The sequence below is a fragment of the Streptomyces sp. NPDC059850 genome (assembly GCF_042731515.1).
Classification (GTDB): domain Bacteria; phylum Actinomycetota; class Actinomycetes; order Streptomycetales; family Streptomycetaceae; genus Streptomyces.
Genome location: NZ_JBHWJI010000092.1, coordinates 1 through 24,176, shown reverse-complemented (window position 1 = coordinate 24,176; position 24,176 = coordinate 1). Strand labels below are relative to the sequence as shown.

The following is a 24,176-nucleotide window of genomic DNA, read 5'->3' as shown; positions in this document are numbered from 1 at the left end:
GGCCGGATCAGCGAGCGGCGGCTGGTGCGGTACATCGCAAGCCGCGTGAGGAGAGCGCAGCGGCGCTGCGTGCGACGAGCGCGGCGCCGCGAGGTGCCGTGCCAGGCGTCGGGAGCCCGGCATGACCGGCAAGACACCCCCTAAGGAGCAACCTGTGATCATCACCCGAGTCGAGACCTTCGCCGTCCCGCCGCGCTGGCTGCTGTGCCGCGTGGAGACCGACGAGGGCGTCGTCGGCTGGGGCGAGCCCGTGGTCGAGGGCCGCGCCGCCACCGTCCGTACCGCCGTCCACGAGCTGTCCGAACTCCTCGTCGGCAAGGACCCGGCCCGGATCGAGGACCACTGGCAGCTCATGACCAAGGGCTCGTTCTACCGGGGCGGCCCGGTGCTCTCCAGCGCCGTCGCCGGGCTCGACCAGGCGCTGTGGGACATCGCGGGCAAGACCCTCGGGGTGCCCGTCCACGTTCTGCTCGGCGGTCCGGTACGGGACCGGGTCCGCGCCTACAGCTGGGTCGGCGGCGACGAGCCGAGCGCGATCGGCGAGGCGGTCGCCGCCCAGGTCGAGGCGGGCTTCACCGCGGTCAAGATGAACGCCTCCGGGCGGATGAACCGGTTGTCCACCGTCTCCGACATCGACGCCGTCGTGGCCCGCGCCGCCGCCGCGCGCGAGGCCTTGGGGCCGGACCGGGACTTCGCGGTCGACTTCCACGGCCGCTTCACCGTCGCGGGCGCCCGCAAGATGCTGCCCCATCTGGCCCCGTACAACCCGCTGTTCGCCGAGGAACCGGTCCTTCCCGAGTACACCCATCTGCTCGGCGACCTCGTCGCCTCCTCGCCCGTCCCCATCGCCACCGGGGAACGGCTCTACTCGCGCACCGACGCGCTGCCCGCGCTGCAGGCCGGGGTCGCGGTGCTGCAGCCCGACCTCTCGCACGCCGGGGGCATCTCCGAGGTGCGGCGCATCGCCTCGCTCGCCGAGGTGTTCGACGTGCCCGTAGCCCCGCACTGCCCGCTCGGCCCGGTCTCGCTCGCCGCGAGCCTCCAGATCGCCTTCGCGACCCCCAACTTCCTGATCCAGGAACAGAGCATCGGCATCCACTACAACGACGGCGCCGAAGTCCTCGACTACGTGGTCGACCCCGAGGTGTTCCGCTTCCACGACGGCCACATCAACCGGCCGACCGCCCCCGGCCTCGGCATCGAGGTCGACGAGCGGGCGGTGCGCGCCGCCGACGGAACCGCCCCCGACTGGCGCGGCCCGATCTGGCGCCACCCGGACGGCTCGTTCGCCGAGTGGTGACGGACTGTATCCGGGGGTGCGCTCAGCCGCGCAGCACCGCGTTGCACTCCCGCTGCAGCGCGATGTCCTGCCACATCGGGTGCTGTGGCGCGGCGTTGGAGCACACCACCGCGCCCCACGCCCCGACCCGCGCCGCCTCGGCCACCGCGCGCCGGCAGAACGCGGCCCCCACCGGGCCCTCCTCGAACGTGCCGTGCAGCGGTGTGTAGCCGATCCAGCCCTCGCCGAACACCAGCGGCACACCCGTCTCCGCCGCCCAGTCCGCGGCGGCGTCGATCCAGGTGACGAGCTTCTGCTCCATGGCCAGCCGGTGCGTCGCGTAGCGCTCGTACAGCCACGCGTCCCACTTGACCGGATCGCACCAGTCGTGGACGTAGATCTCCCGTGGCCCGACCGTGGTGGCCGCCAGCCGCCACCGGTCGCGCTCCGGCGGCACCCAGTCCGCCAGATCGGGCGCGCCCGGGCGCAGCAGCTCCCGGCGGGCGCGTGGCTGGGGGAAGGGCCGGGCGCGGTCGCGGATCGCGAAGGTGTCGATCAGCTCGCCGAGCACCCCGTAGACATACGGATGGAACACGGCGACGTCGATGTCGCGGGGCACTCCGCGCAGCGAACCGACCGGCACCATCGCGTAGTTGACGGTCACCGGACGGTTCGGGTGGCGCTCCCGGAACCGGGCGAGGCCGCGCTCCAGCCGGGGGCGCAGCGCGACGACCCGGTCCTCGCCGCGCAGACCGTCGGTGAGCCGGGTGCCCTGCACCTCGTTGTGCAGCTCGGTGAAGGCGATCCGGTCGTCGAGACCGTGGACGACGAGGAAGTCGATCAGGTCGGCCAGGGCGTCAGCGAGCGCCTCGGCGCGCCGCTCGGGGTCGACCGCCATCAGGGCGTCGAACCAGGCGCGGTCCTCGGCGAACGACGGGCTCTGCTGGTACTCCCAGCTGGAGAGGATGACGTAGCAGTCGTGCCGCAGGGCCGCCTCGAACAGCGCCCGCAGCTGGGCGCGTCCGTCGATCTCGGCGACCGCGCCCACGTCGTACCAGCGCATCCGCTGCCCGTAGTCGCCGCCCAGCGGGCGCAGCCGCATCGTGCCGGTGTCGAGCCCGGAACCGAAGAGCAGAAACGGCATCGCGCAGATCCGCACCGTGTTGTAGCCGCGGGCGACGGCGTCCTCGAAGGCCCGGTCCAGATCGGCGAAGGGCTCGCCCGGGCCGGTACGGGTGTACCAGCTGAAGTCCCACAGCGAGATGGTCAGGGTGGCCGGGAGATGGGCGTGCGGCGACTGCGTCACTGGGGGCTCCCCGCGGTCGGCGTGCTCGTCGGTGAGGTCGGTTCATCGTCCGGGCGGGCCTGGGGGGTGTCAAGATGTATTCATAAATAATGCCCAGCCCCGATGACCATCCCGATGACCCATCCCCGAGGAGAACCCCATGGCGTCCTATTCCGGCCGCGGTGTGCACGGTCAGGTGGTCCAGCGGCTGGGCGCCCGCATCGTCGGCGGCCACTGGGCCGAGGGCGACGTCCTGGATGTACGGGCCCTCGGCGACGAGTTGGACGTCAGCCTCACCGTGATGCGCGAATCCCTGAAGGTGCTGGCGGGCAAGGGGCTCATCGACGCCCGGCAGAAGCGCGGCACCTTTGTGCGCCCCCGCTCCGCCTGGAACCTCCTGGACGCCGATGTGATCCGCTGGCGCATGGCGGGCGGCGACGGCGAGCGGCTGATGCGCGACCTCACCGACGTACGCTTCGTCGTCGAACCCGCCGCCGCCCACCGCGCCGCGCTGCGCCGCACCGACGCCGACCTGACCGCGCTGGACGCCGCGCTGACCGCGATGGAACACGCCCGGGGCGACCTGGCCGCCGAGGCGGACGCCGACGCCGCCTTCCACCGGGCGCTGCTCGCCGCCACCGGCAACGAACTCCTCGCCCGGTTCGAGCTGATCCTGGAGCCCGGGCTGCGCGAGCGCGACCGGCTGGTCCACGCCCACGGCGACGCCGACGACCCGGTGCCCAGCCACCGCCGGGTGCTGGACGCCGTACGCGACCGGGATGCCCCGCGCGCGGAGCTGGCCATGCTCGGCCTGCTCGCCAAGGCGGCCGAGGACGTCGGCGCGGCCGCGTCCCGGCCCGCCGACGGCTGACCGGGACGCGCGGGGTCTACGAGCGGGACCCGGGAGCGGTCAGCGGCGGTTCCTGCCGGACCACATGGGCTCCACGGCCTTCCACTCCGCCTCCCACTGCTCGTACCGGCGCCGGTCCAGCACCTGCCGGACCCGGGCCCGCCCCGCGAACGCCGCCGCGAGCACCACCGCGGCGGTCAGCGTGCCGGTGAACCAGCCCATCGTCCGCGCGGTCGAGGGGGAGGTGGGCGGCTGGGCCAGCTCCCCGTCCCGGCCCACCCACACCCGTACGTCCGTACCCGCGTCCGCGCCGCCGGGCACCGTGGCCACACCGACATGCCGGGCGCCGTCGCCGCCGGTCCAGCTGACCTTCGCCATCCTCAGCTCGGTGGCCTCCGACTGGCCGGGACCGCCCGGCGGCGACTCGGCGAGCCGCGCGGTGACCTGGTGCCGCTCCGCGGCCTGCGCGTGCACGACGCGCATCTGCGACGCGTACGCGGCGTTCCCCGAGCTGACCGCGGCCATCGGCAGGCCGAGCCCGAGGACCAGCAGGAAGAGCGCGGTGAACCAGGACTGGACCCGGTCGGTCCGCCTGCGCAGCGGGTTGCGCCCCCTGGCCGGCCGGCCCAGCAGAGGCGGTTGGGGTCCGAAAGCGCCCCGCGGTCCGTGGGTGTTCATGGTCTCAAGGCCTCCAGCGAGTGCTGACGTCGTCGCGCGGCGCGCCATGCGCCGGGGGTGCCCCATGGCGCGCCACGCGACGGGCAGTGGGTCAGGTGCGAGGAGCGGGCTGATACGCGCCGGGCACCATCCGGGCGCTGATCGCTGTGCGGTTGTACGCGTTGATGACGACCGCGGCCCAGATCAACGCCGCCACCTGCGGCTCGTCGAAGACCTCGGACGCGGCCCGGTAGACGTCGTCCGGAACGTGGCCGTCCGACACGTCCGTCACCGCCTCGGTCAGGGCGAGCGCGGCCCGCTCGCGCTCGGTGAAGAACGGGGTCTCCCGCCACGCGCTCAGGGCGTAGACGCGCTGCTCGGTCTCGCCCTTGGCCCGGGCGTCCTTGGTGTGCATGTCCAGGCAGAAGGCGCAGCCGTTGAGCTGGGAGGCGCGGATTCTGACCAGTTCGAGCAGCTCGGGCTCGACCTTCGCCTCCTGTGCCGCCGCGACGGCCGCCGCGTGCAGGGCCCCCATCGCGGCGGACACCTCCGGGGCCAGCTTCTTCAGTTCCAGCCGGGCGGTGGCGGCCTGGGGGCCGGGCGCGGTAGCGGTCATCGGTGAACTCCGTTCGTCGGCATGTTCGTCGGCGTGTTCGCAGGCGTGTTCGTCGGCATGAGGACATCGGCACAGCTGTCGAGCCAGCTCTGCCAGGAAGCGGCGCGCAGGGCCGGACCCGCGCGCAGCGGACGGCCGAGCCACGCGGTCACGGGACGGATCCCGTGCAACGCGTTGACCAGCCACACCTCGCGCCCGTCCAACTCGTGGACGGGACACCGGCGGTGTTCGGTACGGACGCCAAGCTCCGCCGCTCGCTCCTGGATCAGGGTCGTGGTGACGCCCGCCAGCAGCGGCAGGTCCGGCGGCGGCAGGCACAGCACATCGTCCTCCCACCACAGGACGTTCGCCGTCGTCCCCTCCAGCACCAGGCCCGAGGGAGTGGTGAGCATCAGTTCCTGCGCGCCGCGCTGGGCGGCCCGGTGGCGCAGATGCGCCAGCAGGGACAGATCCGGCCCCTTGCGGCGCGGATGGACGCGCGGGTCGAACTCCTCGGTCAGACAGACCGCCACATTGGCCGTCCGGGCCGGTGCGGGCCGTATCCGCAGGTAGAGCCGGGCCGGTTCCGGACCGGCCAGCTCCACCCGGGGGAACCAGCGGCCGGTGCGCGGCAGCGCCGCCACCGCGTCCCGCCAGAAGCTCTCGATCCGGGCCGGGGAGTCGCCCGTCGCCTCGGCGCACGCGGCGGAGAACCGCCGGTGGTGGTGGTCCAGGGCGCGCGCCCGGCCCTCGTCGACCAGCCAGGAGTCGGCGGCCAGCAGCGCGCTGTCGGGCACCGGGCGGGAGGGCATCAGCCCGCCGTCCTCGCGCCACATCAGCGTCCACTGCTGCTGCTCGGAGGGCTTTTCCCGGCCGGTGTGCGGGCCGGTGTCCCGGGCCGCCGCGATCGTGTTCGTGTCCGTGTTCACGTATCCGTTCCCCTCCACCGTCAGTACTTCCGCGCCGCGTCGGCCATCGGGCCGCCACGGGGGCCGTACGGGGCGTGCTCCAGCCACGCACCGCACCGGGGGACCACCGGGGCCAGCGTGGCCGCCGCGCGCTGGGTCACCCGCCCCCAGCGGCGGGGCCGCATATGGTCCAGGGCCGCCCCCGCGGCCACGCTGTTGAACAGCGCGGCACGGCGGCGGGTGGAAGCGAACTCGCCGATGGCCACGGGTGCCCGCGAAGGGTCGGAGCATGCCACCGATATGGCGTCGGCCGCCGCGACCGCGTCCGCGATACCGCTGTTCATGCCGCGGGCCCCGAACGGCGGGAACAGATGAGCCGCCTCGCCCGCCAGCAGCACCCGGCCCGCCGGATCGGTGAACGACGCGGCCACCTTGCGCAGGAAGTGGTACCGGGACACCCACAGCACATGGTGCGCGCAGTCCGCGCCCACCAGCCGGGGCAGCCAGCGGCGCACCGCCTGCTCGGTGTCGTACGTACCCGGCGGGTCGTCCGCCCGGCACTGCAGGTCGATCTGGAAGCCGCCGGTGAACGGCACCCGCAGCACGGTGCGGCCGCCGGCGGCGGGGTGCTCGTAGTGGAAGACCCGCTCGGCCGACAACTCACCGCCCGCCGGATCCGCCACGTCCACCACCACGTGATAGCCGTCGGAACGGGTGCCCTCCAGCGGGATGTCCAGCGCCCGGCGCACGCCGGAGCGGGCCCCGTCGGCGGCGATCGCGTGAGCCGCCGTCCAGCTGTCGCCGTCCTCGGCCGTCAGCGTCACCTCGGTGCCGGTGGTCTCGACCCCGGTCACCTCGGCGTCGAAGCGGAAGTCCACGCCCGCCTCCAGGCAGGCCTCGTACAGGAACCGCTCGGTGTCCACCTGGCGCAGGCTCGCGAAGGCGGGCAGCCTGCCCTCGCCGCCGCTGTCCGCAGTCTCCGGGGCCTCCGGATAGGTCCGGGCGAACACCTGGCGGCCGCGGTAGAGGGTGCGCCGGGTCCGCCACGTCGTGCCGTACGACGCGATGCGCCGTCCGAGCCCGGGGTGGGCGCCCTCCAGCAGCTTCAGCGACTGCCGGTGTACGAACAGGGCCCGGCTGCCGGGCCGCACCCGGTCCTTCGCGCCCGACTCCAGCACGGTGACCGGCAGTCCTCGGGTCCGCAGCGCGAGCGCCGCCGTCATCCCGACCGGCCCGGCGCCTACCACCAGGACCGGTCGCTCGGTCGCGGCCGGGTCAGCCATGGGCCTGAACGGTGGACAGCGTGGGCAGTCCGCCCTCGGCCAGCAGGCGGCTGATCTCCAGCCGCTTGATCTTCCAGGTGCCGGTGCGCGGCAGGTCCTCGAAGCGGCACTGCACCGGATCGGCCAGCGGCGGCAGACCCGAGGTGGCCGTCCGCCAGCGGCCCGCGTCCAGCGGCTGATCGCCACGGGTGCACACCACCGGCACCGGCTCCAGGCTGGGACCGTGGACGATGATCACCTCGCGGAGTTCGGCGACCCGGGACAGCAGCTCGTCCTCGACCTCCAGATTGGACTCGACCGTGGCGTGCTGGTCGACCTCGCGGTCGAGCAGGTACAGCGCGCCCCAGCGGTCGCGGTAGCCCATGTCGCCCATCCGCCACCAGCCGCGGTCCACCTGCTGGGCGTACTGGTCGGGGGCGCCGAGATAGGTGAGGATGCGGCCGCGGGTACGGGCCTCGATGGCCCCCGGCTTGCCCGGCGGACACGTCCGGCCCTTCTCGTCCACCACCCGGATCCGGGTGAACCCGGGGATGCCGGTGCCCACCCGCCGCCCCTGCACCCGGTCCGCGCCGCGCCGGGTGTACCAGCCGAAGGCGATCGGCCCGGTCTCGCTCTGCCCGTACAGCTGCACCAGCCGGGGGTCGCGGCGGCGGGAGGCGCCGAGCAGCCGCTGCACGGTGCGCGGATGGATGGCGTCGAAGGTGGAGCCGTACGCCCGTACGTTGGCCAGCGGCATGCCGGGCGCGGTGGTCAGGTCCTCCCACAGCACGAACGTGTTGGGGTGGGTCTCCACGATGCCGGGCCGGTACTTGGCCAGCAGCGGGCCCGCCTTGGCCGGGTCGGGGTCCAGGAGCAGCAGCAGCGGGCTGCCGAAGTGCAGCAGCACGCCCAGCAGATGGTAGAAGCGGGAGTGCACGAACGACATGTGCAGCGCGGCCGACTCGCCACGGGTGGCCCGCCCCAGCGCCTGCTGCGGTACGAGCCGGTTCCACATGGTGTGCGCGCAGTGCACCGCCAGCTTGGGGATGCCGGTGGTGCCCGAGCTGTGGGTGATCAGCGAGGGTTCGCGGGGGTGCAGCCGGATGGGCGCGCGGCGCGGCACCCCGGCGAACTTGGCGAGCGGGATCGTGTTCACCTTGCCGGGCGCCTCGTCCACCGTGAGCACGCCACGGGCGAGCCCGGTGTCCAGCCCGCTCAGGGTGGATTCCAGCGCGGCCCGGTCGGTGAGCAGCCAGGGCGCGTGCAGCCGGTCGAGCAGCACCGCGACCACCCCGCCGTCCAGTGAGGGCGACAGCAGCGCGGGCACCGCGCCGATCCGGGAGACGGCGCAGGCCAGCAGCACGATGTCGACGTTGTCGCTCTTGTGGATCGCCACGTGCTCGCTCGGCCGCACCCCCGCCGACCACAGCCGGGCGGCCAGATCGTCGACCAGATCCGCCAGATCGGTGTACCCGAGGTCCGTACCGGCGTCAGGGGCGACGTCCATCGGGCGGTCGAGCGTCACCCGGACCCGGCCGTGGCGGGCCGCGGCCTCCTGGAACATCAGCCCGAGGTAGAACCCGCGCTCGGGAAGTAGCCGCTCCAACATATCCAGTACCTACCGTTCGGAATCGTTCACGAGGGGGCGCGCGGGGGCGGAATGGTGCCCGGCGGCGGTCACCAGGCGCCCGTCCGTACGACGTGGCGCCGCAGCTTGCCGGTCTGCGTCCGGGGCAGGGACGTGACCACCCGCACCGTGCGCGGCGCCTTGAACGCGGCGAGGCGCTTACGGGCCAGCGCGATCAGATCGGCCGACAGGGCCCGCTCGTCGACCGTGCGGCCACCGGCCACGGGCGCGGTCGGCACCACGAAGGCGTGCAGCCGGGTCGCGCCCCGGCTGTCGGCGACGGCGGCCACCGCCACCTCCCGCACGGCCGGGTGGTGCCGCAGCACCTCCTCGACCTCCAGCGGAGACACGGTGATCCCGCCGACCATCTCCAGGTCGTCGACCCGGCCCAGGTGCTGGTACGTGCCGTCCGGGTTGCGCCGGGCCCGGTCCCGGGTGGCGAGCCAGCCGTCGTCGGCCGGACGAGTGGAGGCCACCGTCGGCCCGCGCACCCACAGCTCGCCCTCGACGGCCTCGCCGTCGGTGGCCGCCACCACGGCGCCCTTGCCGTCCCGCAGCTCCAGTTCGAAGCGCGGCACCGGGCGGCCGAGCGTGCCGGGGGCGTTCTCCCAGACGGTGTTCGCGCAGAAGGCGTGGCCCGCCTCGGTGGAGCCGATCTGCTCCAGCACCGGGGCGCCCAGCATCTCGGCGACCCGTTCGCCTAAGCCCCGGGGCATGCTCTCGCCCGCGCTGATGGCCGCGCGCACCGAGGCGAAGCACGGCGTGTGGCCGGTGCCGCGCTCGTCCACCAGGGCGGCGTACGCGGACGGCACCGAGTACAGGAGGGTCACCCGGTGCCGGGCCACCAGGTCGTCGGTGAGGCCGGGTCCTGGCCGCTGCGCGCTCAGCACCGCGGACGAGCCCGAGAACAGCGGGAAGACGAAGGCGTTCCCGAACCCGTAGGCGTAGAACAGCTTGGACACCGAGAACGTCACGTCGTCCGGGCCGATGTCCAGCACCTCCCGCCCCACCAGGTCGTAGTACGCGGCCACATGGCCATGGGTGTGGGTCACCGCCTTCGGGCGGCCGGTGGTGCCCGAGGTGTACTGGATGTACAGCGGGGCGTCGGCCGTCACCGGCTCGGCGTCCCGCGCCGCGGCCACCGCGTCGATGCCGTCCGAGCAGGTGAGCGCCGACAGCTGGTCCGCGCCGAGCCAGCCCGCCGCGTCGAAGTGCTCCTGGAGATCGGGCCCCGAGACACACAGCGCGGCCCGCGAGTCCTCGGCCATGAAGCGGTGGTCGTCGGCGGTGAGCCCGGGGTTGACCAGCACCGCCGTCGCCCCCAGCCGGGCGACGGCCAGGAACGTGGCCACCCACATGATGCTGTCGGGCAGCGCTATCAGCACCCGGTCCCCGGCGCCCACGCCGCGCCCGGCCAGCACGGTGGCGGCGCGGGCGGCGCGGTCGTGGACCTCGCCGTGGGTCCAGATCCGGTGCGCCTCCAGGAAGGCGGGCCGGTCCGACCAGCCGCACCGGTCGGCGAGCGCCGCCAGATGCGCGGCCACGTTGGCGGACACCGACGGGACGAAGACCGAGGGGCCGGACAGCACGAGCCCGGAGTGGCCGAGGACCGGGTCGACGAGGGCAGACCCCGAGAGATCCGAGAGACCGGAGAGATCAGAGAGAGCGGTCACCGTTCCAGCTCCTTCGCGGGTGCGTCCGGCAGCGACGGGGCCGCCGCTACCAGCAGGTCGTCCAGCTCACCGGCTGGCCGCTGTTCCGAGGCGTCGTAGGCGCGCATCGTCGCCGCGGTCTTGAGCAGCATCTCCTCGTACTCCTCGGCCGGATCGGAGTCGAGGACGATGGCGCCGCCCGCGCCGATGTGCATCCGGCCGCCGGTGAACACCGCGGTGCGGATGACGATGCTGAGATCGGCGGCGCCGTTGGTGCTGAGGAAGCCGAGGGCGCCCGAGTACACGCCGCGGGCCTCGGACTCCAGCGCGTCGATGATCTCCATGGTGCGCAGCTTGGGGGCGCCGGTCATGGAGCCGCCCGGGAAGCAGGCGCGTACGCAGTCGACGGTGCTGGTGTCCTGGCGCAGCCGCCCGCGCACGGTGGACACCAGCTGGTGCACGGTGGCGTACGACTCGGTGTTCATCAGCCGGGGGACGTACACACTGCCCGGCTTGCACACCCGCCCCAGGTCGTTGCGGAGCAGGTCGACGATCATCAGGTTCTCGGCCCGGGGCTTGGCGCTGGTGGCGAGGGCGGCCAGCGCGCGGGCGTCCTTGTCGGCGTCCCCGGAGCGCGGCGCCGTGCCCTTGATCGGCTTGGCCTCGGCGATGCCGTCGGGGGTGACGCGCAGGAAGCGCTCGGGGGAGGCGCACGCCACGTCGGTGTCGCCGAACCGCAGATAGGCGGCGTACGGGGCCGGGTTGCAGCGGCGCAGTGTCCGGTAGAAGGTGTACGAGTCGCTCGGGGCGGGCAGCCACGCGGAGTTGGTGAGGCAGACCTCGTAGCTCACCCCGGACCGCAGCTCGCGCAGGCTCGCCTCGATCGAGGCCAGGTACTTCTCCCGGTCCCGGACCAGCCAAGGTTCGACGGCGGCGGTGGTGGTGAGCGGCGGCGGCGCGGGCAGCGGCTCGTTCCGCGCGGGCACCCCGGTGAGCACGGTCACGGTCGCGTCCAGCCATTCCTTGGCGTCGCGGTGGCCGTCGGGGGTGTCCTCGCTGAGGCAGCAGACGTAGGTGACGCCCTCCTGGTGGTCGACCGCGACGAAGCGGTCGGCGAAGAGCCAGCAGGCGTCCGGGGTGGCGGCCTTGTGGCGGCCGGGGGCGCCGCAGTCGGCCTTCATCTCGTAGCCGAGGTAGCCCACGTAGCCGCCGGTGAAGTCGAAGGGCAGGTCCGGGGCGTGGACCTGCCTGGCGGCCAGCTCCCGCTTGAGGTAGTCGAAGACGCTGCCCTTGTACGTGGTGGCGGGCTTCCCGGGCCGCTCGATCTCGCACACCCGGGTGGCGGTGTCGTACGCCACGAACTCGGCCAGCGGCCCCTGTCCGTCGCCGAGGAAGGAGAACCGCGCCTCGCCGGCCTGGGCCCGCGAACTGTCCAGCCAGAAGGCGCGCGGCGCGTCCGCGTACAGCCGGGTGAAGGCCGCCTCGGTGTCGGTCGCGTCGGCCAGCCAGCGGGCGTGCAGCCGGTAGGAGCGGGGCTCCGCGGTGGCGGTGGCCGGGGCGGTCGCCACCAGTGGCTTCCTGGGGCGCGGGGCGCGGGGCTTGCGGGGCTGGCCGGGGGTCGCGGTGGAGGTCACGGACTCGCCGTTGGCGTGCTCGATGGTCAGATCGCGGAAGTTGCTGAACATCCGGTGGCCGTATCCGGTGAGCACCGACTCCGGGTGGAACTGCACGCCCCACAGCGGGCGGGCCCGGTGGCGCAGCGCCATCAGCACGCCGTCCTCGGACCAGGCGATGCCCTGGAGGCCCAGCGGCATCGGCTCGGCCACGCACAGCGAGTGGTAGCGGACGGCGGTGAAGTCCTGGGGGATACCGCGGAAGATGCCCTTCCCGCCGTGCTTGATCCGGGAGAGATGGCCGTGCCGCGGCTCGGGGGCGGGTACCACCCGTGCCTGGGCGCCGAGCGCGATGCCCTGGTGGCCCAGGCACACGCCCAGCACCGGGATCGTGGCGCGCTCGATCAGCCGGGCGGCGCCGGAGAAGTCGCGGGCGTCGGCCGGATGTCCGGGGCCGGGGGAGACCACGATGTTGTCGAACTCGGAGAGGTCGACGCGCGCCATTTCGGGCGCGTCGTTGAGAAGCACCTCCGGTTCCTCACCGTTGACCTCGGTGAGCAGATGGAAGAGGTTGTACGTGTACGAGTCGTAATTATCGACGAGGAGCGTCCTCAGCGATTCCATCCGGATTTGCCTCCTTGCTTCGGGCCGTCCACGACCATGCGCCTGTGACGTCCTCGGATCGACTGAAGCGGCGGGTAGAGCCACTTCTTGAGGAGCCGCTGCAGGCGCGGCATGACGAGCCAGGTCACCATCGCGGTCACGCCAAGACACAGAGCCAGGGTCCGCAGCAGGAAATTGGTGTCCTCGAGGAACGGGATCACCAGCACGTTGAAGATGAGGACCGGGGGGAACACGGCGCTCAGGTTCACCAGCCAGAGTTTCCATTTGGGGGGCGGCGGCAGCGGCCGCACCGGACCCTTCAACCAGTTCTGCAGTCCTGAAGTGCGCTGAGTTCCCTTTTCTTGTACGAAGGGCCCGGCCCGAGTCGCCAACCGGGTGCGCTCGAGCGAGGTTTCCCATGCCTGTGCGGATACTTCCCTGTCGAATCGGTAGATGACGTGCCACTCCGAGGACGCCTGACCGGAGCCCATGACGCCACCTCCCAGGTATCCCGGAAGACTTGCCGCGGCATTGAGCATCTCAATCGCCCAGCCATAGAACTCGGTTTCGCGGCCGGGGTCCACCCGGTATGCGGCCGTCACCGTGACCGGTTCCGTGTCCACTCCAGCCGCAACTCCTTCCCGCACCCTGCACGCTCGCCTTCTCAACCCATGCTGACCTGCAAGGACTTCATACTCCCCACCAGGTCTTCCCGGCGAGTTGACAGGAAGTGTTCCACATCGGGAGATCCGCAACAGTCGAATGCTCAACAACGTACATAAAAACTGAATGAGAAGGCCGTGACCTGCGCGTTATCTACGGTTACAGGGGCTCGGAGGGGGCCGCGAAAAAGATTTTTGGAGACGCGTTGAACATGACGAAGCGCCGGGCCGTATGGAACGTAATGCGGCCCGGCGCTTCAATCTTCGGCTCGGCTCAGCCGAGAACCTTCTCCAGTGACGCGAGTGCCGCCTCCAGTTCCTCCCGGGTGATGGTCAGCGGCGGCGCCAGCCGGATCGTCGAACCGTGGGTGTCCTTGACCAGGACGCCCTCGCGCAGCAGCCGCTCGCCGATCTCGCGCCCGGTGCCCAGCGCCGGGTCCACGTCCACCCCGGCCCACAGGCCGCGGCAGCGGTGGCCCGCCACGCCCTTGCCGTGCAGCGCGCTCAGCCCGGCGTCCAGCACCTCGCCCAACTCGGCGGCGCGGCGCTGGAATTCCCCGGTGCTCAGCAGGTCGACCACGGCCGAGCCGACGGCGGCGGCCAGCGGATTGCCGCCGAAGGTGGAGCCGTGCTCGCCGGGGCGCAGCACGCCCATCACCGCGCGGTCGGCGACCACGGCGGAGACCGGCACGATGCCGCCGCCCAGCGCCTTGCCGAGCAGCAGCACATCCGGCCGCACCGACTCGTGGTCGACGGCGAGAGTGGTACCGGTACGGCCGAGACCGGACTGGATCTCGTCGGCGATGAACAGCGCCCCGGCCCGCCGGGTGAGTTCGCGCACCCCGCGCAGATAGCCGTCGTCCGGGATCAGCACGCCCGCCTCGCCCTGGATGGGCTCGATCAGCACGGCCGCCGTCGTCTCGTCGACCGCCGCCTCCAGCGCGGCGAGGTCGTTGTACGGGACGACGCGGAAGCCCGGCGCGAACGGGCCGAACCCCGTACGGGCCACCGGGTCGCTGGAGAACCCCACGATCGTCGTGGTGCGGCCGTGGAAGTTGCCGTCGGCCACCACGATCGTCGCCCGGTCCGGGGCGACGCCCTTGACCTCGTACGCCCATTTGCGGGCCAGCTTGATGCCGCTCTCCACCGCCTCCGCGCCGGTGTTCATCGGCAGCACCATCTCCATGCCGGTGAGCTGGGCCAGCCCCTCGGCGAACCCGGCGAGCCGGTCGTTGTGGAAGGCGCGGGAGGTGAGGGTGAGCTGGTCGAGCTGGCGGTGGGCGGCGTCGATGAGCGCCGGGTGGCGGTGGCCGAAGTTGAGGGCCGAGTACCCGGCCAGCATGTCGAGGTAGCGGCGCCCCTCGACGTCCCACACCCAGACGCCCTCGGCGCGGGAGGCGACCACGGGCAGCGGGTGGTAGTTGTGGGCGAGCGAGGACTCCTCGGCGTGGATCAGCTCGTCCGAGGAGCGCGCGGGGCGGGAGCCGGTGGCCGGGGCGCCGGTGGCCGGGGCGGCGGACGCGGGTGCGGTGCGGGCGGGTGCGGTCATCAGCGGATCTCCTGAGTGCAGCACTTGATGCCCCCGCCGGCCTTGTGCAGCTCCGACAGGTCGACGGGGACGGGGACGTAACCGCGGTCGGTGAGCTGGGCTATGAGGCCGGTCGCGCGCGGGGCGACGAACACATGACGGCCGTCGGAGACGGAGTTGAGCCCGAAGGCCATGGCGTCGTCCCGGGTGGCGATCAGCGCCTCCGGGAAGAGGCGCTCCAGGACCTCACGGCTCCCGGGGGAGAAAGCCCCCGGGTAGTAGGCGATGTTCTCGTCGTCGAGCGTGAACAGGGCGGTGTCCAGGTGGTAGAAGTACGGGTCCACCAGGAGCAGGCTGATCACCGGCACCCCGAAGAACTCCTGGACCTCCTGGTGGGCGGCGCGCGTCGTACGGAATCCGGTGCCCGCCAGGATGAACCGGCCCGCGGGCACGAGGTCGCCCTCGCCCTCGCTCACCGCCTCCGGCTGGTGCACCTCGAATCCGGCCGCCTTGAACCAGGAGGTGTAGGCGAGCTGCTCCGGCCGCCGCTGGGGGGCGTGGAACCGGGAGCCGAAGACCCGGCCCGCCAGGACCAGGGCCGAGTTCGCCGCGAACACCATGTCCGGCAGGCCCGGGACCGCCTCGGCGGCCTCCACCCGGTGGCCGTGGTCGCGGTAGGCGCGGATCAGCGTCTCCCACTGGGTCTGGGCGAGCGCGGTGTCGACCACGGTGTCCTCGCGCATCCAGGGATTGATGGCATACCGGACATCGAAATATCCGGGGGGACAGGTCAGATAGCGCCGGGGGCGCGGCACACGGGTCTGGGGCACGGAGCAGTCCTCTCGCTTCCGCGGGCGACCGGGGGAATGGTTCAACGGTAGAAAGCGGACGAGAGGGGACACAAGAAAGGAAAATTGCGCGATGACGCAGTGATGTTGCGTCTCCGGCCGGTTCAGCGACCGTTCATTGCGTCCATGGCCTCGGGCGGGCCGGCGGGGCTGGCGCCCGCCTCGGCGCTGCCCGCGATCAGATGCGACAGCACCATGTAGCTGATGGTCTTCCGGATGAAGGGCTCGGTCCGGATGCGCTCCAGCACCTCCTCGAAGTGCTCCACGTCCCTGGCCATGACATGCAGCAGGGCGTCGGCGCCGCCGGTCACCGTCATGGCCGCGGTGATCTCCGGGTAGCTGCGCACCACCTCCGCCAGCCGCCGGGGCGGGGCCGCGCTGTCGCAGTACACCTCCACGTACGCCTCGGTCCGCCAGCCCAGGGCGGCCGGCCGCACGGTCGTGGTGAAGCCGGTGATCACGTCGTTCTCCCGCATCCGGTCGACCCGCCGCTTGACCGCGGACGCCGACAGCCCGATCGCGTCGCCGATCTCCGTGAAGCTCGCCCGGGCATGCGCGACCAGAGCCGCGACGATCTTGCGGTCCAGGTCGTCGAAGGGTGCGGACTGGTTCGCCATGAGGGGTCCTTTCGGCGACCGGTGATGAACAGTCGGAATGACGTACCGATGAGATGCCCGCAAACCACGGTGTTTTCCCTTGGTTTCCCGGGTTTTCGGTAAGTTTCTGCAAGAGGGGGCGTGTACGGGAACACGGGGCCCGATAGCGGATCCGTGGTGTGTCCTGGGCGCCGGGCGTACGAATCCGGGCACCGTACCTTCCGTATCCGCCTCGGTGATGCGGCACAACCTATCGGCGGTCCTTACCGCGGCGTAACGTCTTCTATTCCTTCACTCGTTTCCAACTGGTGATCAGGTGGTCGTCATGACAACTATTATCAGCTTCAGGAGAGCCCGGTGAAAAGACCCCGGGACGCCGTGGTCACCGGTCTGGGTTTCTGCCTGCCGGGCGACGCCGAGCCCGTATTCACCGCGGGGCAGGTATGGGATATGGCCTCCCACGGCCGCTCCGCCCTCGTCCAGCGGGACATCGCCTACGGTGCGGTGAACCTCACCCCAGAACACTTCGGAGAACGGCTCCCCGAAATCCCCGAGTTCTTCGCCCGCCACTACACCGACGCACACCGCTTCGGCCTGGTGTCCCTGGTGGAGGCCTGCGCCGACGCCGAACTCGACCTCCACGCGGGCGATTTGAGCGAGGCGGCGCTCCTCGTCGGACGCGGCGGAGTGGACGCCAACGTCGGCGTCTACCTCTCGCTGCTGAACACCCAGTCCGACGAGGCCACCGCGCTGGACGGCGTGGAGATGTTCGTCGCGGCCGCGCTCGGCGCGACCCCGTCCGACGTCGCGGTCGTCCAGGCAGCGGCGGCCCGCTCCACCGGCCCCTGCTTCACGGTGACCTGCGGCTGCTCGTCCGCCGCCGTGCAGATCGGCAACGCCCGCCGGATGATCGCCTCCGGCGAGGTCGAGATGGCCGCCGTGACCGGGGTCGACGTCTTCGACATCGGCCTGATCCAGCACGGCCAGCGGCTCCAAGTGGGCGCGCAGCGCGCCCACGAGGCGATGGACGCCGCCGCGATGCCGGACCTGCTCGCCTCGTTCGACTCCCTCATGCGCCCCTACGACCGGCGGGCCGAGTGCATCAACCACGGCGAGGGCTCCGCCACCATGATCCTGGAGAGCCGGGAACACGCCCTGCGCCGCGGCGCGCACCTCTACGGCCAGGTGCTCGCCACCGCCATGACCCGCGACGGCCTCGACAACCCCCTCGCCACCGACGCGGGTGGCGCACAGCTCGTCCGGGCCGTCCGCGCCTGCCTCGGCGACCGGTGGCGGATCGAGCAGATCCCGTACGTCAACGGCGCCTGCGACGGCGGCGCGGCCGTCACCGCCCTGGAGGTCAACGCCATCCGGGAGCTGTACGGGCCGGACAGCTCGGTCCTGATGACCACCCAGGAAGCCTGCTTCGGCCACCACGGGTCACCCATCGGCTGCGTCGGTGCCGCCCTGACCCTGATGATGATGGAACAGGGCGCGGTGTGCCCCACCGCCAACTGCGAGGAACCCGCCGACGGGCTGCCCTTCGACCCGGTCCCCGGCACCCGCACCCGCCCCCTCGACTTCGACTACGCGCTGAGCTTCAACTACCAGATCGGCGGCGTGAAGCACGCCATGCTGCTGGGCAGCCCGGACGCCCGCTAAGTCCGTTGAACCACCCCCGGCCTCCACCCCACAGGCCGAACACCCCCTCGGAGACCCCGATGCGTCACAACACCCCTGCCTCCGCCCGCCCGCCCACCCGCATAGCCGTCGTCGGCATGGGCTGCCGCCTCCCCGGAGACATCGACTCGCCCGCCGCCCTGTGGCAGCTGCTCGCCGAAGGGCGGGACGCGGTCGCCGCGCCCCCCGCCGAGCGCACCGCCCTGTGGGGAACACCGCCCCCCACCGGCCCGGCGGACGGCTCCGGCCTGCCCGCCGTCGGCGGCTATCTGCGCGAAGTGTCCGGCTTCGACGCCGACTTCTTCGGGGTCTCCGGCCGCGAGGCCGACGTCCTCGACCCCCAGCACCGGCTGCTCCTCGAAGTGGCCTGGGAGGCCCTGGAACACGCCGGAACACCCCCGGACCGGCTCGCGGGCACCTCCACCGGCGTCTTCACCGGCCTCAGCTACAACGACTACGCGGACCGCCTCGACCGGCACACCCAGGAACAGCAGGGCTCCGCCCTGTCCAACGCGCACTGCGTCGCCGCGGGCCGGATCTCCTACCTCCTCGGCCTCCAGGGACCCTGCCTGGCCCTGGACACCGCCTGCTCCTCCTCCCTGGTCGCCGTGCACCTCGCGGCCCAGGCGCTGCGCACCGGCGAATGCGACCTGGCCCTCGCCGGTGGCGTCACCCTGATGTTCGAACCCAGAGTCACCCGCTCCTTCGACCGGATGGGCATGCTCTCCCACACCGGCCACTGCCACGCCTTCGACGCCGCCGCAGACGGCTTCGTACGCGGCGAGGGCTGCGGCATCGTCGTCCTCAAGCGCCTCCCCGACGCCATCCGCGACCGGGACCGAATCCTCGCCGTGCTGCGCGGCTCCGCCGTCAACCAGGACGGCCACTCCGACGGGCTCGCCGCGCCCTCGCCCACCGCCCAGCGCGCCCTGTACGAGGAGGCGCTCGCCCGGGCCGGAATCGACGCCGCCGACGTCGGCATGATCGAAACCCATGGCACCGGCACCCCGGTCGGCGACCCCGTCGAATTCGGCAGCCTCGCCGAGGTGTACGGCACCGGCCGCGACCGCTGCGCCCTGGCGTCCGTCAAAACCAACCTCGGCCACCTCGAACCCGCCGCCGGGGTCACCGGCCTCATCAAAGCCGTCCTCTGCCTGAACCAGGGCCTCATCCCGCCCAATCTGCACTTCACCCGCTGGAACCCGGCCATCGACGCCGACGCCACCCGCTTCTTCGTCCCCCGGGAACTCACCCCCTGGCCCGTGCGCACCGGCCCCCGCGTCGCGGCCGTCTCCTCCTTCGGGTTCTCCGGGACCAACGCCCATGTGGTGCTGGAACAGCCGCCCGCCAGCCCGGCCCGCCCCCGTGTGCACCGGCCACGGCACACCGGCGCCACCGACCCGCACATCGTCCTCCTCCCGGCCGGGTCCCCCGCCGCGCTGCCGGTCGCGGCGCGGCGCATGGCCGACTGGCTGGAGGGCGACGGCGCGGCCGTACCGCTGCGCGACATCGCCCACACCCTCGCCCTGCGCCGGGCCGCGGGCCGTGGCCGTCTCGGCGTCACCGCCACCAGCCACGGCGAACTCGCCCAGGCTCTGCGGGCGTTCGCCACCGGCCAGGCCCACCCCGCGGTGGTGACCGGCGCCGTGGGAGCGGAAGTGTCCCGGCGGCCGGTGTGGGTGTTCTCCGGACAGGGCTCGCAGTGGCCCGGCATGGGACGCGGCCTGCTGGAGCGCGAACCCGCCTTCGCCGCCGCCCTCGCCGAGGCCGATGAACTCATCGCCGCCGAGACCGGATTCTCGGTGCTCGACATCATCCGCGCGAGCGAGCCGGTGACCGGCTGCGCCCGCGTCCAGCCCGCGCTGTTCGCCCTGCAGACCGCCCTCGCCGCCACCTGGCGCGCCCATGGCGTCGAACCCGCCGGGGTCGTCGGCCACTCCATGGGCGAGGTGGCGGCCGCCGTGGTGGCCGGGGCGCTCTCCCTGGCCGACGGCGTCAAGGTCATCTGCCGCCGCTCCGCGCTGCTCACCCGGGTCGCCGGAAACGGCGCCATGGCCACCGTGAGCCTGTCCGCCGACGAGGTGCAGGCCGAACTCGACAGGGCCGCCACCGACGTCGCCTCAGGCACCTCAGGCACCTCAGGCGTCTCAGGCGCCTCCGGTGCCGTCACCGTCGCCGTGATGGCCGCGCCCGGCTCCACCGTCGTGGCCGGGGACACCGCGCGCGTGGAACGGCTCGTCGCCGACTGGGAGGCCCGTGGCGTCCCCGCCGCCCTGGTGGCCGTCGACGTCGCCTCACACTCCCCGCAGATCGACCCGCTGCTCCCCGAACTGCGCACCGTGCTGGCCGATCTGACGCCTCGTCGGCCGGGCATCCCCTTCTACACCACCGTCCTCGACGACCCGCACGACCTGCCCGCCTTCGACGCCGACTACTGGTGCGCCAACCTCCGCCGCCCGGTCCGCTTCTCCGCCGCGCTCGCCGCCGCCGCGGCCGACCGCCACCTGGTGTACGTGGAGGTCTCCCCGCACCCGGTGGTCACCCACCCCGTCACCCGCACCCTCGCCGGACTGACCCGGGACCCGGTAGTCCTGCCCACCCTGCGCCGCGGCGAGGACGAGACCACCACCTTCCGCACCCAGCTCGCCGCCCTCCACTGCGCGGGCGTCCCCGTCGACTGGGCCCACCTGTATGGGGACGGCGACCTCGCCGACGTCCCCGCCATCACCTTCGACCGCACCCCCCACTGGGCCACCCCCGCGCTCCCCGCCGACACCACCGCTCGGCCCGCCACCGAACTGCCCGGCAGCCACACCGAAGTGCCCGGCGAATCCCTCCGCCACTCGTGGCGCGCCAGCACCGGCACCGCCACCCTGCCCTGGCTGGACGACCACCGGGTGCACGGCACCCCCGTGCTGCCCGGCGCCGCCTACTACGCGCTCGCCCTGACCACCGCCTGCCAGGTCTTCGACGCCGACCCCACCGAGGTCGAGGTCACCGATCTGCGCTTCCACGAACTCCTGACCATCGCCGAACACACCGACCTCAGCACCACCGTGACCGTGGCCGCCGCCGACCGCGCCACCTGCGAGATCTTCGGCCGAGGCGAGGACGGTATCTGGATCCGGCAGGCCGGTGCGGTCCTGCGCCGCCTCGCAGCGCCCCCGAAGCCCCGCCCCGCTTCCGTACGCACCCTGGCCCTGCGCCACCCCGTCCCCATCGAACCGGCCGCCCTGTACGGCAACCTGCGGGAGCGGGGCATCGAACACGGCCCGGCGTTCAACGGGATCACCGAGGTGCACACCTCCCGCCACGGCAACAGCTTCTGGGCCCGGGTACGGATCCCCGACGCCGCCCGCAGCCCCGGACACGCCCTGCGCATCCACCCCGTCCTGGTCGACCTGTGCGCCCAGCTCCTGGTCGCCGGGCTCCTGAAGGACGCCGACCAGGGTCTTGTCCTGCCCGTCGGGATCCAGACCGCCCGCGTCCTCGGCGACCCCGCCACCGCCGTCTACTGCCACGCCCGGCTGACCGCCGCGAGCACCGCCGGGGTCCTCGTCGGCCACATCCGGCTGCTCGACGGGGAAGGCCGCCCGATCCTCGCCATCGACGGCCTGCGCATCGCCCGCCGCGCCGTCCAGCCGACCACCGAGGTCGACCAGTGGTTCCTTGAGGTCGGCTGGAAACGCGCCGCGCTGCCCGCCCCCGATGACGGACGCCCGCCCGGCCACTGGCTCGTCGTCGGCGAGGGCGACGGCTCCGCCCACACCACGGCCGACGCGCTGCGCGCCGCCGGAGCCACCGCCCGGGTCTGGGACCCGCCCCTGGACGACGCACGGCTCGACGCCCTCCGCGACGATCTCACCGCCCGGCTGACCGGCCCCGGCGCCCTGCCGCGCGGCGTCGTCCTCCTGTGCGGCACCGCGCCACGTACCGACGGTCCCGAGGACACACATACCGGCGACAGCGGTGACGACGCGCTGCGCCGCACCCGGCGGCTACTCGCCACCGCCCAGGCCCTCGCCGCCGGTCCCACCGTGACCGCCGCCCCCGCCCGTCCCGCCGACCCGCCGCGCCTGTACGCCGTCACCCGCGGCGCCCGGGCCGTGGCGCCCGACGACGTGCCCGACCCGGCGCAGAGCGCACTGCGCGGACTGGTGCGGGTGCTCGCGTACGAACACCCCGAACTGCGCGCCACCCTGGTCGACACCGACCCGGCCGCGCCCCTCGGCCTTGTGCCCGAACTCCTCGCCGACGCCGCCGAGGACGAGATCGCCCTCCGTGGCGGCACCCGCCACACCGCCCGGCTCGCCTACGCACCCCTGACCGACACCGAACGCACCACGGCCGCCGCCCGCACCGTACGCTGCGGCACCGATGGCTTCCGGCTGCGGGCCGGACGCCTCGGCGACCTCGGCACCCTGGAACTGACCACCGCCGGGCGGCGCCCGCCCGGCCCCGGCGAGGCCGAACTGCGCGTCCTGGCCGCGGGCATGAACTTCCGCGACGTCCTCACCGCCATGGGCCTGCTCCCCGGCGACGGTGACGTCCGCTACCGGATGGGCTTCGAATGCGCCGGTGAGGTGACCTCGGTCGGCCCCGGCGTCGACCACGTCCGCGTCGGCGACCGGGTCGTCGCGGCCGACGCGCGCGGTGGCGCCTTCGGCGCCTTCGCCGTCGTACCCGCCGACTGCACCGCCCCCATACCCGACGGACTCGACCCGGCCACCGCCGCCGGACTGCCCCTGGCCTTCCTCACCGCCTGGTACGCGCTGCGCCACATCGGCCGGGTCACGGAGGGCGAGCGGGTGCTGATCCACTCGGCCACCGGCGGCACCGGACTGGCCGCCATCGCCGTCGCCCGGCTGCTGGGCGCCGAGGTGCTGGCCACCGCGGGCAGCGAGGACAAGCGCCGCTATCTGCACTCCATGGGCATCACCCAGGTCATGGACTCCCGCTCGCTCGACTTCCGCGACGAGGTCATGGCGGCCACCGGCGGCGAGGGCGTCGACGTCGTCCTCAACTCCCTGTCCGGCGCGGCCATCCGGGCTGGTCTTGAGTCGCTGCGCCCCTTCGGCCGCTTCATCGAACTCGGCGTCCGCGACATCCTCTCCGACGCCCCGCTCGGGCTCTCGCCCCTGCGCCACAACATCACCTTCTCCACGGTCGACCTCGTGGAACTCCAGACCTCCCGCCGCGAGGTGTTCGCCGCCGCGCTGCACGAGGTGCTCGACCAGTTCGCCGCCGGGCGCCTGAGGCCCCTGCGGTGCACCACCTATCCGCTGGCCGATGTCACCGAGGCGTTCCGGCAGATGGCGGGCGCCCGCCACCTCGGCAAACTGGTGCTGACCCTCCCGCAGCAGGGCGACGTCAGCGCCGTCCTGCCCGACGGGCCCGTCCCGGTGCGCGAGGGCGGCACGTATCTGATCACCGGTGGGCTGCGGGGCCTCGGCCTCGCCACCGCCCGCTGGCTGGCCGGACAGGGCGCGGGCCACCTCGTGCTCAACGGCCGTACCGCACCCGTGGGCGCCGACGCGCAGACCCTCGGCGAAGTGTCGGCCACCGGCACCAAGGTCACCGTCATCCTCGGCGACATCGGCCGCCCCGGCACCGCCGAGCGGCTGGTGGCCGCCGCCACCGCTGACGGGGCACGGCTCGACGGCGTCGTCCACTGCGCCATGGTCCTCGACGACGCGGCGGTCACCAACATCCGCGAGGACCAGTTGGGCCGGGTGTGGACACCGAAGGTCACCGGGGCGTGGCGGCTGCACCGGGCCACCGCCGGACTGCGGCCCGACTGGTTCGCGGTGTTCTCCTCGATGGCCTCGCTGCTCGGCAACCCCGGGCAGGGCGCCTACGCCGCCGCGAACGCCTGGCTGGACGGCTTCGCCGCCTGGCGCTCCGCCCAGGGCCTGCGCACGCTGGCCGTGAACTGGGGCCCGTGGGGCGAGACCGGTGTCGCCACCGGTTTCGCCGACCGTGGCTACCGGACCATCCCCACCGACGAGGGCCTGCGCGCGCTCGGCACCCTCCTGGCGTACGGGCGGGTGCACACCGGTGTCATCCCCGGCGAACCCGTCAGCTGGATCCCGGCCGCCGGGCGCCACTCGTCCCTGTTCGGCCACCTCGTCCCCGGCGAGGACCAGGTGGCCGACGCCGGGGAGAACACCGACGACATCCGGGCCCGGCTGACCGCCATCCCGCCCGGACTCGCCCGCCGCGCCGCCCTGGAGGCGTATCTGACCGACCACATCCGGGTCGTCCTGCGGCTGAGCAGCACCACCCTCGATCCGCAGACCCCGCTGAAGTCCCTCGGCTTCGACTCGCTGCTCGCCATGGAGCTGCGGGTGCGCCTGGAAACCGGCCTGAACATCAAGCTCGCCGCCAACTTCGTCTGGCAGCACCCCCACGTGGCGGCCCTCGCCATCGGCCTGGCCCAGCACATGGGCCTGGAACTGGACGATCGGCAGGAACGGCTGAGCGCCTAGTGCGACGGCGGCTGCGGCGGCTCGCTGACCAGTGCGAGCCCTG

Annotated in this window: 16 protein-coding genes; 4 read left to right on the top strand and 12 right to left on the bottom strand. The window is 73.0% G+C overall.

The window, feature by feature from the left end; genetic code table 11:
* Nucleotides 1-154: 154 nt before the first annotated feature.
* Nucleotides 155-1,300 carry a galactonate dehydratase gene (dgoD, locus tag ACFV9T_RS40635; RefSeq protein WP_385448353.1) on the top strand — a complete coding sequence of 382 codons (1,146 nt, stop codon included), beginning with the start codon at nt 155-157 and terminating at the stop codon, nt 1,298-1,300.
* Between the two features lie 22 nt (nt 1,301-1,322).
* On the opposite strand, the gene ACFV9T_RS40630 is transcribed toward dgoD, so the two are convergent.
* On the bottom strand, nt 1,323-2,585 hold the full coding sequence (locus ACFV9T_RS40630) for a cellulase-like family protein (protein WP_385448351.1): 1,263 nt from the start codon (nt 2,583-2,585) through the stop codon (nt 1,323-1,325).
* A gap of 139 nt (nt 2,586-2,724) precedes the next feature.
* On the opposite strand from ACFV9T_RS40630, the gene ACFV9T_RS40625 reads away from it, so the two are divergent.
* Entirely contained in the window at nt 2,725-3,435 is a 711-nt protein-coding gene (locus ACFV9T_RS40625; protein WP_385448350.1) for a FadR/GntR family transcriptional regulator, read from the top strand.
* A 39-nt stretch (nt 3,436-3,474) separates the two neighbouring features.
* Here the strand turns inward: ACFV9T_RS40625 and ACFV9T_RS40620 are convergent, their stop codons facing one another.
* The 11 genes from ACFV9T_RS40620 to ACFV9T_RS40570 form a co-directional block, all read right to left on the bottom strand.
* Nucleotides 3,475-4,092, bottom strand: a complete 618-nt coding sequence (locus ACFV9T_RS40620; RefSeq protein ID WP_385448347.1) for a hypothetical protein — start codon at nt 4,090-4,092, stop codon at nt 3,475-3,477.
* Nucleotides 4,093-4,183: 91 nt separating this feature from the next.
* Nucleotides 4,184-4,687 carry a carboxymuconolactone decarboxylase family protein gene (locus tag ACFV9T_RS40615; RefSeq protein WP_385448345.1) on the bottom strand — a complete coding sequence of 168 codons (504 nt, stop codon included), beginning with the start codon at nt 4,685-4,687 and terminating at the stop codon, nt 4,184-4,186.
* Nucleotides 4,684-5,502, bottom strand: a complete 819-nt coding sequence (locus ACFV9T_RS40610; RefSeq protein ID WP_385448357.1) for an aminotransferase class IV — start codon at nt 5,500-5,502, stop codon at nt 4,684-4,686. The genes ACFV9T_RS40615 and ACFV9T_RS40610 overlap by 4 nt, the downstream gene beginning before the upstream one ends.
* Nucleotides 5,503-5,615: 113 nt before the next feature.
* Nucleotides 5,616-6,857: an FAD-dependent monooxygenase gene (locus ACFV9T_RS40605; RefSeq protein WP_385448342.1), complete on the bottom strand. Its 1,242-nt coding sequence runs from the start codon at nt 6,855-6,857 to the stop codon at nt 5,616-5,618.
* On the bottom strand, nt 6,850-8,445 hold the full coding sequence (locus ACFV9T_RS40600; RefSeq protein ID WP_385448340.1) for a class I adenylate-forming enzyme family protein: 1,596 nt from the start codon (nt 8,443-8,445) through the stop codon (nt 6,850-6,852). Before ACFV9T_RS40600 ends, ACFV9T_RS40605 begins: the two co-directional genes overlap by 8 nt.
* Before the next feature lie 68 nt (nt 8,446-8,513).
* On the bottom strand, nt 8,514-10,052 hold the full coding sequence (locus ACFV9T_RS40595) for an AMP-binding protein (RefSeq protein ID WP_385448355.1): 1,539 nt from the start codon (nt 10,050-10,052) through the stop codon (nt 8,514-8,516).
* 80 nt (nt 10,053-10,132) lie between these two features.
* Nucleotides 10,133-12,352, bottom strand: coding sequence for an aminodeoxychorismate synthase component I (gene pabB, locus ACFV9T_RS40590; protein WP_385448337.1), 2,220 nt, complete (start codon nt 12,350-12,352; stop codon nt 10,133-10,135).
* Entirely contained in the window at nt 12,340-12,954 is a 615-nt protein-coding gene (locus ACFV9T_RS40585; RefSeq protein ID WP_385448335.1) for a hypothetical protein, read from the bottom strand. The genes pabB and ACFV9T_RS40585 overlap by 13 nt, the downstream gene beginning before the upstream one ends.
* Nucleotides 12,955-13,267: 313 nt before the next feature.
* Nucleotides 13,268-14,542 carry an ornithine--oxo-acid transaminase gene (rocD, locus tag ACFV9T_RS40580; RefSeq protein WP_385448332.1) on the bottom strand — a complete coding sequence of 425 codons (1,275 nt, stop codon included), beginning with the start codon at nt 14,540-14,542 and terminating at the stop codon, nt 13,268-13,270.
* On the bottom strand, nt 14,542-15,351 hold the full coding sequence (gene ddaH / locus ACFV9T_RS40575; RefSeq protein ID WP_385448330.1) for a dimethylargininase: 810 nt from the start codon (nt 15,349-15,351) through the stop codon (nt 14,542-14,544). Before ddaH ends, rocD begins: the two co-directional genes overlap by 1 nt.
* Nucleotides 15,352-15,473: 122 nt before the next feature.
* Nucleotides 15,474-15,986: an Lrp/AsnC family transcriptional regulator gene (locus tag ACFV9T_RS40570; RefSeq protein WP_385448327.1), complete on the bottom strand. Its 513-nt coding sequence runs from the start codon at nt 15,984-15,986 to the stop codon at nt 15,474-15,476.
* Between the two features lie 336 nt (nt 15,987-16,322).
* Here ACFV9T_RS40570 and ACFV9T_RS40565 point away from each other — a divergent pair, with 336 nt between their 5' ends.
* Both ACFV9T_RS40565 and ACFV9T_RS40560 read left to right on the top strand, forming a co-directional pair.
* The gene (locus ACFV9T_RS40565; protein ID WP_385448325.1) at nt 16,323-17,627 is read left to right on the top strand and encodes a beta-ketoacyl synthase N-terminal-like domain-containing protein; all 1,305 of its coding nucleotides are present in this window, start codon (nt 16,323-16,325) and stop codon (nt 17,625-17,627) included.
* Between the two features lie 59 nt (nt 17,628-17,686).
* On the top strand, nt 17,687-24,133 hold the full coding sequence (locus ACFV9T_RS40560) for an SDR family NAD(P)-dependent oxidoreductase (protein ID WP_385448323.1): 6,447 nt from the start codon (nt 17,687-17,689) through the stop codon (nt 24,131-24,133).
* Nucleotides 24,134-24,176 lie beyond the last annotated feature (43 nt).

Excerpts from the sequence above, each read along its gene's own strand:
- ACFV9T_RS40625 (WP_385448350.1), top strand. The coding sequence starts at position 2,725 with ATGGCGTCCTATTCCGGCCGCGGTGTGCACGGTCAGGTGGTCCAGCGG.
- ACFV9T_RS40620 (WP_385448347.1), bottom strand. The coding sequence starts at position 4,092 with ATGAACACCCACGGACCGCGGGGCGCTTTCGGACCCCAACCGCCTCTG.
- ACFV9T_RS40615 (WP_385448345.1), bottom strand. The coding sequence starts at position 4,687 with ATGACCGCTACCGCGCCCGGCCCCCAGGCCGCCACCGCCCGGCTGGAA.
- ACFV9T_RS40610 (WP_385448357.1), bottom strand. The coding sequence starts at position 5,502 with ATGTGGCGCGAGGACGGCGGGCTGATGCCCTCCCGCCCGGTGCCCGAC.
- ACFV9T_RS40605 (WP_385448342.1), bottom strand. The coding sequence starts at position 6,857 with ATGGCTGACCCGGCCGCGACCGAGCGACCGGTCCTGGTGGTAGGCGCC.
- ACFV9T_RS40600 (WP_385448340.1), bottom strand. The coding sequence starts at position 8,445 with ATGTTGGAGCGGCTACTTCCCGAGCGCGGGTTCTACCTCGGGCTGATG.
- pabB (WP_385448337.1), bottom strand. The coding sequence starts at position 12,352 with ATGGAATCGCTGAGGACGCTCCTCGTCGATAATTACGACTCGTACACG.
- rocD (WP_385448332.1), bottom strand. The coding sequence starts at position 14,542 with ATGACCGCACCCGCCCGCACCGCACCCGCGTCCGCCGCCCCGGCCACC.
- ACFV9T_RS40570 (WP_385448327.1), bottom strand. The coding sequence starts at position 15,986 with ATGGCGAACCAGTCCGCACCCTTCGACGACCTGGACCGCAAGATCGTC.
- ACFV9T_RS40560 (WP_385448323.1), top strand. The coding sequence starts at position 17,687 with ATGCGTCACAACACCCCTGCCTCCGCCCGCCCGCCCACCCGCATAGCC.